Source organism: Tardiphaga sp. 839_C3_N1_4 (genome assembly GCF_051811045.1).
In the GTDB taxonomy this organism is placed as follows: Bacteria; Pseudomonadota; Alphaproteobacteria; order Rhizobiales; family Xanthobacteraceae; genus Tardiphaga.
On the sequence record NZ_JBPWQD010000001.1, the window covers coordinates 6,123,316 to 6,137,872 of the forward strand.

Consider the following 14,557-nt stretch of genomic DNA (forward strand, 5'->3'; position numbering starts at 1 on the left):
CTCTGATCAGGCAAAAGGAGCGGCGATGAATTTGCGGCACAGACTACGCGCGCTGCTCTGCGGAGCGCTGTTGCTCGCCGGATCGCCCGTCTTCGCCCAGGATCGCTTTGCAGCGGAAGGCACCTTCGACATTCCTGCCGGCGCAAAATTCTCGCAGGAGAAGTTGGCCAAGATCGGCGAGTTCTTCCGCAAGCAGATCGCCGACGGCAAGATCCCTGGCGCCATTGTCCTGATCCAGCAGCATGGCAAGCCGGTCTACAAGGAATTCTTCGGCGTCCGCGATCCCGACACCAGGCAGCCGATGACGGATGATACGATCTTCCGGCTGCATTCCATGTCGAAGCCGATCACGTCCTTTGCAGCGATGATGCTGATCGATCAGGGCAAGCTGAAGCTCGACGATCCCGTCTCGCAATACATTCCGTCTTTCGCCAAGGCCAAGGTCGGCGTCGAGAAGAAGCTGGAGAACGGTGAGAAGGCGCTGGATATCGTAGCGCCCAATCGTCCGGTGACGATCCGCGACCTGCTGCTGCACACGTCCGGCATCACTTACGGTTTCTATGGCGAAAGCCTGGTGCGCCGCGCCTATGGCAATGCGGACATCTACAGCGGCGATTTCGACAACAAGGAATTCGCCGACCGCATCGCGCAACTGCCGCTCGAGCACCAGCCCGGCACCATGTGGGACTACGGCCACTCCACCGATATTCTCGGCCGCGTGATCGAAGTCGTCACCGGCAAGTCGCTGCTCGGCTATGAGGAGCAGGCGTTCCTCGGACCGCTCGGCATGAAGGACACCGGCTTCTTCGTGAAGGAGAAGTCGAAGGAGGTCATGCTCGCCAAGCCAATGGCCTGGGATCGCGATTTTCGCACCGGCCGACAGGGGCGTCCCGACACATACCAGAAATGGGAGTCCGGCAGCGGCGGCATGGTCTCGACACTGGCGGATTACACGAAGTTCGCGCAGATGCTGCTGAACGGCGGCGAATATGACGGCAAGCGCTTCATGAGCGCGGCCACGTTCAAGGATATGACCACGGATCATATCGGCAAGGACTCCGGGGTCGGTCGTGACTATCTGTATTTCCCCGGCGACGGTTTCGGCTTCGGCTATGGCTTCGCGGTGCGCACCGATCCCGGCAATGCCAAGCCGCCGCCGCCGGGATCGCTCGGCGAGCTGAAATGGGACGGCGCCAGCGGTTGCTACTTCATCATCGATCCCAAACAGGATTTCTTCTTCATCCTGCTCGAGCAGACGCCGTCGGAGCGACAGCGCATTCAAAGGTCTTTGAAGCTGTTGGTCTATGAAGCGCTGGAGAAATAGGCGCGCCGTACTCCTGCTGCTGACGCTCTGCTGCGTCGGCACCGTTATCGTGCCTTCACCGCCGGCCCGTGCCGAAAAACCGCAATCCATTGCGCGCGAATTCTCTGCCGAAAAACTGCTGGCGCTCGATCGCTACTTTCTCGACATGGTCGCGGAGCGGAAGATTCCCGGCGCGGTGGTGTTGGTGCAACAGCACGGCAAGCCGGTCTATTTCGATACGTTCGGCAATCTCGACAGCGGCCATCCGATGACCAGGGATGCGATCTTCCGGCTGTATTCGATGTCGAAACCAATCACCTCGGCGGCCGCGATGATGCTGGTCGAGGATGGCAAGCTGCGCCTCGCCGATCCCGTTGCGAAATACATCCCGGCTTTCGCGAAGACGAAGGTGGGCGTCGACGTCAAAGGCGGCGACGAACACGCCACATTCGGCCTCGTGCCGTTGCAGCGGCCGATCACCATCGCGGATTTGCTCACGCACACATCGGGCATCACTTACGGTTTCTATGGCGACGATCCCGCGCGGAAACGTTATGCGCAGCTCGATATCTTCGGCCGCGACTGGGACAATGCCTCATGGGCCGACCGCATCGCGCAGCTTCCGCTCGCCGAGCAGCCCGGCACGCTGTGGGACTATGGCCATTCCACCGACATTCTCGGCCGCGTCATCGAAGTGGTGTCCGGCCAGTCGCTCTATCATTTCCTGGAGGAACGGCTGTTCGGTCCATTGGGGATGCGGGACACCTCGTTCTACATCACCGATGGCGAACGGCGCTCGCGTGTGGCGGAGCCGTTCCCGGGAGATCGCATGGTCGGGCCGGTGATCGGCATGCACGATCCCGCGGAGGTCATGCAATGGGAGGCGGGGGGCTCCGGTCTGGTCGGCACGGCGGCGGATTACGCGCGCTTCCTGCAGATGCTGCTCAATGGCGGCACGCTGGACGGCAAGCGCTATCTCAAACCGGAAACAGTGGCAGAGATGACGCGCGATCACGTCGGGCCTGATAGCGGCGTGAAACGTGATTACTATTATTTCCCGGGTGCCGGCAGTGGCTTCGGCCTCGGCTTCGCGGTGCGCACCAAGGAGCTCGCGAGCGAGCCCGGCCCGGTCGGCGAATATCGCTGGGACGGTGTTGGCGGCACGTTCTTCTGGGTCGATCCGAAGAACGACATGTTCGTGCTGGTGATGACGCAGGCACCGTCGCAGCGGGTGCGGATGGAGATCGATGTGCGGAAGATCATCGCTGAGGCGCTGGAGTAACGAGCACTGTAGCTCCCTCGCCCCGCTTGCGGGGAGAGGGTGGCGCGGACGTAGTCCGCGACGGGTGAGGGGGAGCCAGTGTTTTACTCGCTGGGGGGGGGGGGGGGGGGGGGGCGGGGCGGGGGGGGGGGGGGGGGTGTTTTACTCGCTGGCTCCCCCTCACCCGGATTGCTCGCTTCGCTCGCAACCCGACCTCTCCCCGCGAGCGGGGAGAGGTTAAATCCCGCGCACCACGTCCCTGATCAATCCAAGCGTCTCCTCGATCATGTCCGCACTGACATCCAGATGCGTGCAGGCGCGGATGCGGCCGTCCATGGTGGCGAGCAATACGCCTTTCGTGCGCAGCGCTTTCACCATGTCCGCACCGCTGATGCCTGCGCCCGCGGGATCGAAGAAGACGAGATTGGTCTCCGGCTGCTGAACGGCGATCTCGTCGATCTGGGCCAGTCCGCGCGCCAGCGCGTGCGCATTGGCGTGATCGTCGGCGAGGCGCTCGACGTGATGGTCCAGCGCGTGGATGCAGGCGGCGGCAACGATGCCGGCCTGGCGCATCGAGCCGCCCAATCCCTGCTTCCAGCGCCACACTGCATCAATGTAGTCGCGCGTGCCGGCGAGCACGGCTCCGATCGGCGCGCCGAGTCCCTTACTGAAATCGATCCACACCGAGTCCCAGCCGTCGGACATCCTGCTCGCACCGATACCGGTGGCGACGCAGGCATTCATCAGTCGCGCGCCATCCATATGCGTGGCAAGGCCGCGGTCACGCGCGATGGTGACGATCGCTTCGAGATCGGATTTCGACCAGATGGTGCCGCCGCCGATATTGGCAGTCTGTTCGACGCTGACCACGGTCTGCGCTGCCTCGTAGCGCGTGCGCGGATGCAATGCGGCGCGCAGCGCATCTGGCGTGAACTTGCCGTCGGCGCCGTCGAGCCCGGTAATCTGGAAGCCGCCAAGCGCGGCATGGGTGCCGCCCTCGCGCGAGAGGATATGCGCGGTGCGATGCGCGAGGATCTCGTCGCCGGGCCGGCAATGCGCCAGCAGGCCGGCGACATTGCACATGGTACCTGATGGCATGAACACTGCGGCTTCCTTGCCGAGCAGTTCGGCGACGCGGTCGCAGAGCGCGTTGACGGTGGGATCGTCGCCGACCTGCTCATCGCCGACATCTGCCGCAGCCATCGCCGCGCGCATCGCGGGCGTGGGCTTCGTCTGTGTGTCGGACAGCAGATTGATGCGAACCGCCGGCTGTGATGGATCGGGGCGAGCAGGGGTGAAGGGCATGCGAAATCTCTCAGTCGTCATGCCCGGGCTTGTCCCGGGCATCCACGTCGTATTTTTTGGCGGAGCTTAAAGGCGTGGATGGCCGGGACAAGCCCGGCCATGACGGCATTCTTGTTCCGGCGATGCTCATTCAGGCGCGCCAACAAAAAAGGCCCCGGAAAATCCGGGGCCTTGATCTCGTCAGCGCTGTCAGAAATTAGCGCGAATAGAATTCGACGATCAGATGCGGTTCCATCTGCACGGCGAAGGGAACGTCCGACAGCTGCGGAATGCGGATGAACTTGGCGGTCATCTTGCTGTGGTCGGTTTCGACGTAATCCGGGGTGTCGCGTTCGCCGAGCTGGCTGGCTTCGAGTACGAAAGCGAGCTGCTTGGAGGATTCCTTGATCTCGATGACGTCGCCAACCTTCACGAGATAGCTCGCGATGTTGACGCGCTTGCCGTTCACCTTGATGTGGCCGTGGTTGATGAACTGACGGGCCGCGAACATGGTGGCGACGAACTTGGCGCGATACACGACGGTGTCGAGGCGGCGCTCGAGCAGGCCGATCAGGTTTTCACCGGTGTCGCCCTTGAGACGGCCGGCTTCCACATAGATGGAGTGGAACTGGCGCTCGGAGATGTTGGCGTAATAGCCCTTCAGCTTCTGCTTGGCGCGCAGCTGCGTGCCGAAGTCGGAGAGCTTGCCCTTGCGGCGCTGGCCGTGCTGGCCGGGGCCGTATTCACGCTTGTTGACCGGAGACTTGGGACGACCCCAAATGTTCTGGCCCATACGGCGGTCGATTTTGTATTTAGCTTCACTACGCTTTGTCATCGCGTCCTCGGTTTTGTCAGCCATCGCGAAGCGATGGCTCTTTTGGTGGATGTGAGGAGACGCGCCCTCCTGTGTACCGTGATCAGTCCAGAGTCTGGAAAATCTCGGCACCGACAGGTTCATTCCCAAAGCTGGGTGGAGAACCACGGGTGCGAAACGCTTCGCGGGCCGAAAACGGCCCGCGAGCAAGGCGGTTTCTAGGGTGAAGGCCCGGTTATGTCAATTGAAAGACAGGCTTTTCGCCGTTTGGCGGGCTTATAGCGCCAATCCGGCCGGTTTCGACGCAAAATCGGCCTCGAAAGGGCAGTTTTACCGCCTGATGCCCTCGAATCCGGCGGCGATTCCGCGCTGGAACAGTGACCAGTCGAATCCCAGCGCCAGGGCCACATAGCCCCGCTCGACCATGGCGTTGCCCATCTCGGCGTTCAGCGCCGCGCCACCCAGCGGTACGCCTGACTTGAGGATTCCCGCTTCGGCCTTTGCCACCAGCGCCTGCACCTCGGGATCGCCCGGCTGGCCGCGTTTGCCGATGGATGTGGCGAGGTCGCCGACGCCGATTACCGCGATGTCGATGCCCGGCGTGGCCATGATCTCGCCGATCCGGTTCACCGCATCGATATGCTCGATGGTGATCATGCAGATCATGCTGTCGTCGGCGCGGGCCATATAGTCGGGCATGCCCACGTTCCAGCGGAACGGCGCGTGGAACGGTCCCCACAGCCGCTCGCCCTGGGTCGGATAGCGCAGGCTGCGCGCGGCCTTATAGGCATCGTCGGCGCTGTTGATCATCGGGAAGTTGATGCCCATCGCGCCGAAATCCATCGGCGCTTTCGCCAGCCATGGCTCATTGGCGGCGATCCGCACCAGCGGCGTGCAGGGCGTGCCCGCCGTGGCCATGATCATGCCATGCGCCGTGTTGAGATCGATCGGGCCGTGTTCGAGATCGACGATGATCCAGTCCAGCGTCTGCGCCATGATGCGCACGGTCTGGATCGATGGGATGGTAGCAATGGCCCCGAAAGTAGGGCGGCCCTCGCGCCATTTCTGCTTGAGGTCGTGAAATGGCGCGGGGGTCGTCATCTGTAACGCTTTCCTTTGACTTACTTGGCGGCTTCCGCGAGCGGCTTGCCCTTGGTGATGACATAGACGCCCAGCACCTTCATCGGCTTGTCGCCGGATGCGCGTGCATCGTGCACGGCGCCGGCCGGGATCTGATAGCTGTCGCCGGCCTTCAGCTTCAGCGGCGGCTTGCCATCGATCGCCAGTTCGAGTTCGCCTTCGAGCACATAGCCGGTCTCGGCGCCCGGATGGGTATGCCGTCCCGAGGCGCCGCCGACCGGAATCTCGGCAATCGCGGTGACGGTCTCGTAGCCGTCCGGGAATTCGACTTTCTGCAGCGGTGTACGCTTGATGCCTTGCGCGGAGACCGTACCGATGCCGGCGATTGTCGCAATGGTCAGACCGAGTATCAATTTCTTGAGCATTGTTCTTCCTCCCTAAGAGTCGGGAGACTAGCAGTGCACAAGAGGCTGTCGAGGGGCGTCTTACGCCGCGACCTGTCCGCCGAAGAACGGCGCCAGTGCTTCCGGCCAGGCATGGCGCTTGCCGGAGGTGTAGAGCAGCACGGCATCGCCGGGCGGCACGCCGGGCTGATGATCTCCGATCAGGCCGACCACGCGCCGTGCGATTGCCGGGGCCGGATCGATCCATGCCACCGGCCATGGCGCGATGCGATTGAGGTGGTCGAGCAACAGCGGGTAATGCGTACAGGCGAGCACGATTGTGTCAGTGCGGGCACCGGCGGCGTCCTGCACGAAGCAGGGCGCGATCTCGCGAAACAGATCGGCGTCGTCGATGCCCTGGCCGCCGAGTGCGCCTTCTGCTAGTGCGGCGAGTTCGGCGGAGCCGACCAGCGTGACGATGCAGCCGCCGCCGAATTCGCGGATCAGCGTCTGGGTATATTCGCGCTTCACGGTGCCCGACGTGCCGAGCACGGAGACGCGCTTGCTGACCGAGCGCGCGCAGGCCGGCTTGATCGCCGGCACGGTGCCGACAAAGGGCACGGCATAGGCGGCGCGCAGATGGCTGAGCACCAGCGTCGAGGCCGTGTTGCAGGCGATCACCACGAGATCCGGCCGGTGCGCAGCGATCAGCTCGCCCATCAGCGGCACCACGCGGCCGATCAGCGCCTCCTCGGTGTGCTGGCCGTAGGGAAAGAACGCGTCATCGGCCACATAGACATAGCGGGCATCCGGACGCGCCTTGGCGATCTCGCGCTGGACGGTGAGGCCGCCGAGACCGGAGTCGAACACAAGGATGGTGGGACGCGTCGGCATCATCAGAGCCTAGGGGAGGATGGTTACTGCGGAGTTGCCGGGCGAGGCACGGGTGATTTGCGCTGCGAAATGCGGCGCGAGGTGGGCCGTGGCGACGAGATGAATCTGTTGCCGTAATAATCCTTTGGTTGTGTTGCGTTTTTATTGCAATCATAGTGTTCGGAGCTGTCAACGTCGGGGGGCGAGGTCATGCCGAAGAACATCGTTCTGTTGTCGGACGGCACGGGCAACAGCTCGGCCAAAGTTTTCAAAACAAATGTCTGGCGGCTGTATCAACTGCTGGAGCTGCGCGATCCGACAGCGCAGGTGGCCTACTACGATGATGGCGTGGGGACGTCGTCGTTCAAGGCATTCGCCGTATTGGGTGGCGTGTTCGGGTTCGGACTGAAACGCAACGTCATCGACATCTACAGCTTCTGCTGCCGCAATTACGAGGAAGGCGACCGCATCTATTGCTTCGGCTTCAGCCGCGGGGCGTTCACCATCCGGATTGTCACCGGGATGATCGTGCGCCAGGGACTGGTGCCCTACAACAACGATGAGAGCGAGTTGGCGCGGGCGGCGGCTGATGAGTACCGGCTCTATCGACGCCGCTTCAATACCACCGGCGGACTCGTGACGCCGCTCCGAAACTTGCGAGACCGCTTTGTCGGATGGGGACGCAAACTGTTGAGACAGCCTGTCCATGGCCCCACCCCGAAGCCGGTGGACAGCGTTCATTTCGTCGGGCTGTGGGACACCGTCGATGCCTATGGCGGGCCGATCGAGGAGATGACGCGCGCGATCGATTACTGGATATGGCCGCTGTCCATGCCCGATCGCTTCATGAATGCGAAGGTTCACAAGGCGTGCCATGCGCTCGCACTGGAAGACGAGCGCGATGCGTTTCGTCCGGTGATCTGGGATCAGCGCTACGTGCGCGGCCATGACGTCGTGAATGGTCGAAAGAAGACCGAATGGTTGTTCGATATCAACTACCACGCTCCAAGCGAAACGGGACGCGCGCTGGAAACACCGCCGCATCTGCGAAACGATCTTGCGCCAATCGATCGTGAGCGTATCAGCCAGGTCTGGTTCACGGGCGTTCATGCCGACATTGGAGGCGGTTACCCGCAGGATGGATTGTCGTTCGTGACACTGGACTGGATGATCGATCGCGCGACGGCCTATGACATGAAGGTGTTGCCGTTGCAGCGCCGCCTGCTGGCTGATCCGCAGGTGAATTTCACCGACAAGCTGAATAATTCGCGCGAAGGCGTAGCTTCGTACTATCGCTACAAGCCCCGAAACCTGAAGGACCTCGCCGAGGCGCTGCCCTACAAACCGTCGCTGTCGATGGATTTCGCTCATATATGGTCATTGCTGACCAGGACTGACGATCCGCAGACCGAGGTCGTGGCGGACCTGCATCCCGACTTGAAGGCGAAGTTGCCTGACGATCCGGCGGCACGGAAGATCGCACTGCGACCGCCGCTGGCGACAGTCCATCAATCGGTATTCGATCGTCTCGTGTTCGGAAATGACCGCTATGCACCGGTGGTGATACCGAAGGATTATCAGCTGACCAACAAGGCTGGCGACGTCACGCTGGCGCGGCCTGTGATCGATCAGCAGCCGGCGCGCTCCGAGATTCAGAGCGACGCGTGGAACTGGATCTGGCTCCGTCGCGTCGTGTACTTCCTTTGCGTCTTCGCGACCTTGATGGTCGTGATGATTCCGTTCTGGGTCATCTATTTCCCGGGTGTCGGAGACAGCAGCGTCGGCCCTGTCGTTGTGCCCCTCATCAACACGGCAGCCTCATTCCTCCCCAGCTTCCTGCAGCCATGGTTCGATGCATTCCGGCATGCGCCCGGCCTGGTTCTTGCCGGCGGGTTGGCGATTGCTGCCTTGCTGTGGATCGGCGGCACTCTTCAGCAAACCATTCGCGATGTCATGCGGATCGGCTGGCACGCGCCGGAAAAATATCGCAAGCCGGGTGGTTGGCATATCTTCGTGCATCGGCTGCGACGCCTCGGCGCCTACAATGCGTTCTTCTATATTCTGAAAAGCTGGATCTTCCCGACAGGCATCATCGTATGGCTGTTCTGGTGGCTGGCTTTCGGCGCCGCCAATACGCTCGGACTGATCTGCAAGGGAAAGGCGACAATCGAGCTCACGGCAGACAAGCCCATCGCAGTCAGCCCGCTTGATATGCAGACAAGCAATATCTGCAACGCCACCGGCATCAAGGTGAAGGAAGGCGAGGCTTATGAAGTCACGCTGGTCGTCAAGGACCTATGGTTCGACGGCACCATCGATGCAACTCCGAACGGCTTCGGCTGGGCGAAGACATCGTGGTGGCAGGTTCCGGCGATCCCGTATCGGCGATTGATTTGGTCGAACTGGTTCGCGACCATCTTGCGGGTGGGGGAAGGCGGCCTCGAAGAGCATCTGCTTGATCTGAAGCCTGGCGCGGACAAAGTCTGGAGCACAACATTCAAGCCACGTCGGGACGGCGAGGTGTTCCTCTATGTGAATGACGCGGTCCTCACCCTGCCTGTCAAATACGATTACTTCTACACGCACAACAACAAGGGATCGGCGACCGTCACCCTGCGCAAGCTGTGAGCGCTTTCACACCGGTGCCAGCGGTCGCCGTGGTTCGTCCGGCATTGCGACACTGATCGCATCGCCTGGCGTCACCGCGCCATCGGCAATGACGATGGCCATGACGCCGGCTTTGTAGATGACATGGCCGTCGAGATCGCGATCCATCGTCGCGGCTTTCAGCCCCTGCTGAAAGCGGTCCATCAGCACGCACGGCTCGCGCAGGCCGGTGAGTTCGATCACCGCGCTGGCGCCGAGATGCAGCCGCGTGCCGGTCGGTAGTGCCGCGAGATCGATCCCCGATGTGGTGATGTTCTCGCCGAGGTCGCCGGGCGCGATGGTGAAGCCCTTGCCGCGCAGCTCGTCGAACAGTTCCGACGGGAGCAGATGCACCTGGCGCAGGTTCGGCCTGGCGGGATCACGGCGGCGGTCGTAGCGATGCTGCACCAATGCGCCCATATGGCCGTCACCCTCGACGCCGAGGTGCTTAAGCAGGCGAATGCTCAGTGCCGGCGTCTTGCTGAAATGATGGCCGCGGCGGAGCGAGACGGCAAGGATGTGGGGCTTTGTCCTCTCCTCCGTCATTGCGAGGAGCTCTTGCGACGAAGCAATCCAGTCTTCGCTTGTTCAAGGAACTGGATTGCTTCGCTCCGCTCGCAATGACGGTTGAGGGGACGGTGGCTCGAAGTACTGCTCAGCTCGCGCCAAACACGCGCTTGAAGATCGTGTCCACGTGCTTGAGGTGATAGCCGAGGTCGAACTTCTCGGAGATCTCGTCGTCGGTGAGATATTTCTTCACCTCGGGATCGTTCTTCAGCAGCGTCTGGAAGTCGCCTTCGCCGCGCCAGACCGGCATCGCGTTGCGCTGCACCAGCTTGTAGCTGTCTTCGCGCGAGGCGCCCTTCTGCGTCAGCGCGATCAGCACGCGTTGCGAATGCACGAGGCCGCCGAGGCGGTCGAGATTCTTCTGCATGTTGGCGGGATAGACCAGCAGCTTCTCGATCACGCCGGCCATGCGGTTGAGCGCGAAGTCGAGCGTCACCGTGGCGTCCGGGCCGAACATGCGCTCGGCGGAAGAGTGCGAGATATCGCGCTCGTGCCACAGCACCACGTTTTCCAGCGCCGGGGTCACATAGGCGCGCACCATGCGGGCAAGGCCGGTGATGTTTTCGGTCAGCACCGGGTTGCGCTTGTGCGGCATCGCCGACGAGCCCTTCTGGCCTTCGGAGAAGAACTCCTCGGCTTCCAGCACTTCGGTGCGCTGCATGTGGCGGATCTCGACGGCGAGGCGCTCCATCGACGAGGCGATCACGCCGAGCGTGGCGAAGAACATCGCGTGGCGGTCGCGCGGGATCACCTGGGTCGAGATCGGCTCCGGCACGAGGCCCATCGCTTTCGCGACATGTTCTTCGACGCGCGGATCGATCTGCGCGAAGGTGCCGACGGCGCCGGAGATCGCGCAGGTCGCGACTTCCTTGCGCGCGGCGACGAGGCGCTCGCGGTTACGGCTGAATTCGGCATAGGCATAAGCGAGCTTGAGGCCGAAAGTGACCGGCTCGGCATGGATGCCGTGGGAGCGGCCGATGGTCGGCGTCATCTTGTGCTCGAAGGCGCGCGTTTTCAGCGCGGCGAGCAGGCGGTCGATATCGGCGATCAGGATATCTGCGCAGCGCGTGAGCTGCACGTTGAGGCAGGTGTCGAGCACATCCGATGACGTCATGCCCTGATGCACGAAGCGCGCTTCGGGACCCACGATTTCGGCGAGGTGGGTCAGGAAGGCGATGACGTCATGCTTGGTCTCGCGCTCGATCTCGTCGATGCGCTCCACATTGAAGGTGGCATCCCTGGCCTTGGCCCATATCGTCTTCGCCGCGTCCTTCGGAATGGTGCCCAGTTCCGCCAGCGCATCGGCGGCATGCGCCTCGATCTCGAACCAGATCTTGAAGCGGGTCTGCGGCTCCCAGATGGAGGCCATTTCCGGACGGGTATAGCGAGGGATCATCGACGTCTCTGACTGTTGGGGGTTACGCCGCGCTTTAGCAGAAAGGGAGCAGGGAGGCCACCTCGGAGAAGGGGGCTTGGCGCGAAACCGCCGACGATACCACAAACATCCGGCATGGCACCCGGGCGGCGCAGTGTGGCTGGACACTAGGTTTATGATCTTGTATGATTATAGTCATAGGAAAGAAGGGTGGAGGTTGCAATGGGAATAATGCAGGAACTGGACGAGATCGATGGAATCCTAGCCCGCCTGAGGTACGAATTGTGCGGGCTCAAATTGGAATTGAAGTTTCGAAGGTTGATCAATCGGAAAGCTGGATTCGACCCCGGTCAGCCGCGGGACGCCCTTGGCATGTGGACCGATGGTAGTGGAGGTGCGTCAGTCGACGAGACGGGCGAAAATCAGGTATCTGCAACATTCGCAGATCTGGCAAGCGTTCCGCGGTTCGAGGAATTGCTCGGCGGAAATGGCAGTAATACGACTGAAGACTTCCTTCAAAATATAGCGGCCACGATTACGCAGGATACCGCACGAACGGGAATCCCGACTATCGACGAAACAACCGAGAAGCTATCGGCCGATTTAATCCGAGTTATGGATGGACTAGAATTTATCCCCGATCAAACGCCGCAAGCATACGGGATTGCGGTGCATGTCGCGTTTGCCACAAGGGTCAGGGCCGCCGACTATCCCGGGATTGGCGAGGACGGAGTTGAACAAAGCTTCCTTTTCAAGGAGGTCGTCGAATATGGCATTGCCGGCAGTATACGAACCGACGTAGCTTTGAGGGATGTAGGCGGTGACGTGATCGCGATCTACGACTTAAAGACCGGAGGCGCGGTACTGAGCGCATCAAGGGCCGATGAACTGAGAGCGCATACAGGGGCGTTGCCAAATACACCGGTTATTGAATTGAACTTTTTTCGTGGATCACGGCTAAAGCATGAGCAGATCGCGGAAAATTTTCGAGTTGATCCAGCCCCGCGCAACGGGGACGGTTGTGTGCGGGAATTATCTGATTATCAAGCCGAGCGTCTACGTCGCTCGCGGCTTTTTTCTCGACACCACGCCGCATAAGAATCAGATGAAGCTCTTCCGGGTGGTTATGCCATTGTATCGCCCGGGAGAATATTTCTCGCTCAATTATAGTAATACGATTTCTGGCGAACACGCCGGGTTATTTCTTGTCGACAGAAAAGCCTACGCTGAGTCTGCGTCAATCGTGCTCGATAAAATCAACCCGCATATCGAACCCCTAAGGAATCTTCACGGCCCCCGAGAGTTTCTTGGTTACATCTCCTGGATGGCGAGCAACCGCATGATGCCCGTTCGTCTCGATTTCGGGTTGACGCATTATTTGCTCGGCAACTTGCAGCAAGCGACCGATATCTTTCGCGGCATGGAACGGGATCTCGCCGACTACAAGCCGCAAAGACAGGACAGGTATCGGTCGGTGATTACGCAGGTTTTGGATCTGCTGGAAAACGACCCCGCAGCATTGCAACCACTGCTCGACACCTGGCGCGATGAGCAAATCGAGAAACTTGGACTGTCAGCAAGCGTAGTGCCGCCGCGGCTCCGACTGGTGCCTTGATCGGTCCGCGGCATTCTTTGCGCGATCCGCAGCGTCGGGAACCATCCTGGTCGTTCTGTCCGGGACCGAGTCATTCCGGAAAGCTGTTTCTCTCAGTCAGAATACAAGTGCCGACCTTTCATCCGTCATTCCGGGGCGCTCTTGCGCGGGCCCGGAATCCATAGACACGATGTCAGTTGCTGAGTGGGGCGTCTGGCCGTCGGCGCGATCGCCAAGATAGCAATGCTCGCGTAGCATCTGAAACAAGGCGATCCCAAAGCAGGAATGCTATTTCAGCGGCAACTTCGCCGTCACCGCCATGAACCGCCGGTTCGGACCGGCGTGGAATTCGTGCGCGTCCACCGTCTCGATCAGCACTGCCAGCGTCTGCGTGCCGTCTTTCGCCTGATGATGATAGACATCGGCGATCCCGTAGGCCGTCACGCAGCGGCGGCGCTTCGGCAATTGCTTGTCCTGCTGCAGGGCGACCGGTGCGGCGCCGTCGATGCTCAGTTGCAGCTTTATGCCGGTGACGATGACGCTGCCAAAGGTGCCGCGGCCGCCGGCGCCGTAGCATGACGCCTTGCCGAGCGCCTGATTGGAGAGCGTCAGTGTTAGCTTGCGGCCATCGGGAAAAGTGATGGCCTGCGTGGTGGCGAGCGGCTTCGGGTCCATCTGATAGATGCCGATCTCGTCGAGATCCATCGATGGTTTGCCGGCGAAGCGCGTGCCGGGCTCGGTGATACCAAGTTTGCCCAGCAGCGGCTTGGCCTTGGCCATCAGCTCGGCGCGTACAGCGTCCACCTCGCGCTCGTCATCGTCTTTGGTGCGAATGGAGAAGGGCGTGCCCTTCGCAAAGTCGTCGGTGCGCGTGTCGATCACCTGGATCTCGGCGACGATCTCGGTCGCATCATAGAGCTGCGTATAGTGCTCGAAGGCGAAATGCGCGCCGTCCGGCGAGAAGCCGATCACTTTGCGCGCGGCGGCGTCGCCGGCCTGCGCCGTGCCTAGCAGGGCGAGCGAGAGCAGGGGAGCGAACAGGAGGCGGCGAAAGCCGGCGATTGAATGCTGTGTCATCCCGGTTGGTCGCGCGACGCGGAGCAAAGTTCATGCGCATATCGGCCTTTGCGGCCGTTGACAATATTCCTTTAAGAGACTATTATCCAATTTGTCCGGTTCGCGAGGGCGCTTCTAGAGGCGTCTTGAAGTGGGACAGGATGCGGCGCCTGCGGACGTGGGGTGACGTACCCTGCGCACTCGGGAGGCTTGGGGTCACCGTCCGGGCCCACTACGGGGCTCTGCCACTCATGCTGGCTGGACGTGGTATTGGTGAACGGCGCGAAATCGTCGGAATAAGCGGAGTGCGGAGCTCTGCCC

At 61.5% G+C, this 14,557-nt stretch carries 13 protein-coding genes; 5 read left to right on the forward strand and 8 right to left on the reverse strand.

Annotation, left to right across the window (positions count from 1 at the left end; genetic code table 11):
- The first annotated feature begins 25 nt into the window (after window positions 1-25).
- Both AB8A38_RS29195 and AB8A38_RS29200 read left to right on the forward strand, forming a co-directional pair.
- Window positions 26-1,324: a serine hydrolase domain-containing protein gene (locus AB8A38_RS29195; protein WP_439088375.1), complete on the forward strand. Its 1,299-nt coding sequence runs from the start codon at window positions 26-28 to the stop codon at window positions 1,322-1,324.
- On the forward strand, window positions 1,305-2,585 hold the full coding sequence (locus AB8A38_RS29200) for a serine hydrolase domain-containing protein (RefSeq protein WP_439088376.1): 1,281 nt from the start codon (window positions 1,305-1,307) through the stop codon (window positions 2,583-2,585). The genes AB8A38_RS29195 and AB8A38_RS29200 overlap by 20 nt, the downstream gene beginning before the upstream one ends.
- 216 nt (window positions 2,586-2,801) lie before the next feature.
- Here AB8A38_RS29200 and AB8A38_RS29205 read toward each other — a convergent pair whose 3' ends face one another.
- The 5 genes from AB8A38_RS29205 to murI form a co-directional block, all read right to left on the reverse strand.
- Window positions 2,802-3,869 (reverse strand): threonine aldolase family protein, encoded by a 1,068-nt coding sequence (locus AB8A38_RS29205; protein ID WP_439088377.1) that lies wholly within the window; start codon window positions 3,867-3,869, stop codon window positions 2,802-2,804.
- A gap of 196 nt (window positions 3,870-4,065) precedes the next feature.
- Window positions 4,066-4,683: a 30S ribosomal protein S4 gene (gene rpsD, locus AB8A38_RS29210; RefSeq protein WP_089265666.1), complete on the reverse strand. Its 618-nt coding sequence runs from the start codon at window positions 4,681-4,683 to the stop codon at window positions 4,066-4,068.
- A 309-nt stretch (window positions 4,684-4,992) separates the two neighbouring features.
- Window positions 4,993-5,763 (reverse strand): HpcH/HpaI aldolase family protein, encoded by a 771-nt coding sequence (locus AB8A38_RS29215; RefSeq protein ID WP_439088378.1) that lies wholly within the window; start codon window positions 5,761-5,763, stop codon window positions 4,993-4,995.
- 20 nt (window positions 5,764-5,783) lie between these two features.
- Complete coding sequence (locus AB8A38_RS29220; protein ID WP_439088379.1) at window positions 5,784-6,167, reverse strand: cupin domain-containing protein; 384 nt, start codon at window positions 6,165-6,167, stop codon at window positions 5,784-5,786.
- Window positions 6,168-6,227: 60 nt separating this feature from the next.
- Complete coding sequence (gene murI, locus AB8A38_RS29225; protein WP_092147210.1) at window positions 6,228-7,019, reverse strand: glutamate racemase; 792 nt, start codon at window positions 7,017-7,019, stop codon at window positions 6,228-6,230.
- A gap of 189 nt (window positions 7,020-7,208) precedes the next feature.
- Here murI and AB8A38_RS29230 point away from each other — a divergent pair, with 189 nt between their 5' ends.
- A complete protein-coding gene (locus AB8A38_RS29230; protein ID WP_439088380.1) occupies window positions 7,209-9,626 on the forward strand; it encodes a DUF2235 domain-containing protein in 2,418 nt (805 codons plus the stop codon).
- Window positions 9,627-9,632: 6 nt separating this feature from the next.
- Here the strand turns inward: AB8A38_RS29230 and AB8A38_RS29235 are convergent, their stop codons facing one another.
- Both AB8A38_RS29235 and purB read right to left on the reverse strand, forming a co-directional pair.
- Window positions 9,633-10,190 (reverse strand): MOSC domain-containing protein, encoded by a 558-nt coding sequence (locus tag AB8A38_RS29235; protein ID WP_439088381.1) that lies wholly within the window; start codon window positions 10,188-10,190, stop codon window positions 9,633-9,635.
- Between the two features lie 109 nt (window positions 10,191-10,299).
- Entirely contained in the window at window positions 10,300-11,607 is a 1,308-nt protein-coding gene (gene purB, locus AB8A38_RS29240) for an adenylosuccinate lyase (RefSeq protein ID WP_439088382.1), read from the reverse strand.
- 189 nt (window positions 11,608-11,796) lie between these two features.
- Here purB and AB8A38_RS29245 point away from each other — a divergent pair, with 189 nt between their 5' ends.
- The gene (locus AB8A38_RS29245; RefSeq protein ID WP_439088383.1) at window positions 11,797-12,684 is read left to right on the forward strand and encodes a hypothetical protein; all 888 of its coding nucleotides are present in this window, start codon (window positions 11,797-11,799) and stop codon (window positions 12,682-12,684) included.
- A 7-nt stretch (window positions 12,685-12,691) separates the two neighbouring features.
- Window positions 12,692-13,201, forward strand: coding sequence for a hypothetical protein (locus tag AB8A38_RS29250; RefSeq protein WP_120292740.1), 510 nt, complete (start codon window positions 12,692-12,694; stop codon window positions 13,199-13,201).
- 267 nt (window positions 13,202-13,468) lie between these two features.
- Here AB8A38_RS29250 and AB8A38_RS29255 read toward each other — a convergent pair whose 3' ends face one another.
- Window positions 13,469-14,257: a DUF2259 domain-containing protein gene (locus tag AB8A38_RS29255; protein WP_439088384.1), complete on the reverse strand. Its 789-nt coding sequence runs from the start codon at window positions 14,255-14,257 to the stop codon at window positions 13,469-13,471.
- Window positions 14,258-14,557 lie beyond the last annotated feature (300 nt).